This window comes from Pseudoalteromonas sp. SG41-1 (genome assembly GCF_014164575.1).
In the GTDB taxonomy this organism is placed as follows: Bacteria; Pseudomonadota; Gammaproteobacteria; order Enterobacterales; family Alteromonadaceae; genus Pseudoalteromonas; species Pseudoalteromonas rhizosphaerae.
The window spans coordinates 1-209 of the sequence record NZ_JACJFL010000150.1 but is presented as its reverse complement, the minus strand read 5'-3'; the positions used below and the strand labels follow the sequence as shown (position 1 = coordinate 209).

At 46.9% G+C, this 209-nt stretch carries 1 protein-coding gene; it reads left to right on the top strand.

The genetic code is table 11. The features are described 5' to 3' along the window. On the top strand, window positions 1-209 hold a 209-nt coding region (locus H5203_RS22670; RefSeq protein ID WP_182820388.1), incomplete at both ends, for a hypothetical protein.

Sequence of the window (209 nt, the reverse complement as noted above, 5' to 3'; positions counted from 1 at the left end):
ATTGATGAAGCTGGCGATAAAGCGACTGCAGAGCCGGAGCTGGCTGAAGAAGACGAATTTGATTTAGACGATATTGACAGTCTAATTGATGAAGCTGGCGATAAAGCGACTGCAGAGCCGGAGCTGGCTGAAGAAGACGAATTTGATTTAGACGATATTGACAGTCTAATTGATGAAGCTGGCGATAAAGCGACTGCAGAGCCGGAGCT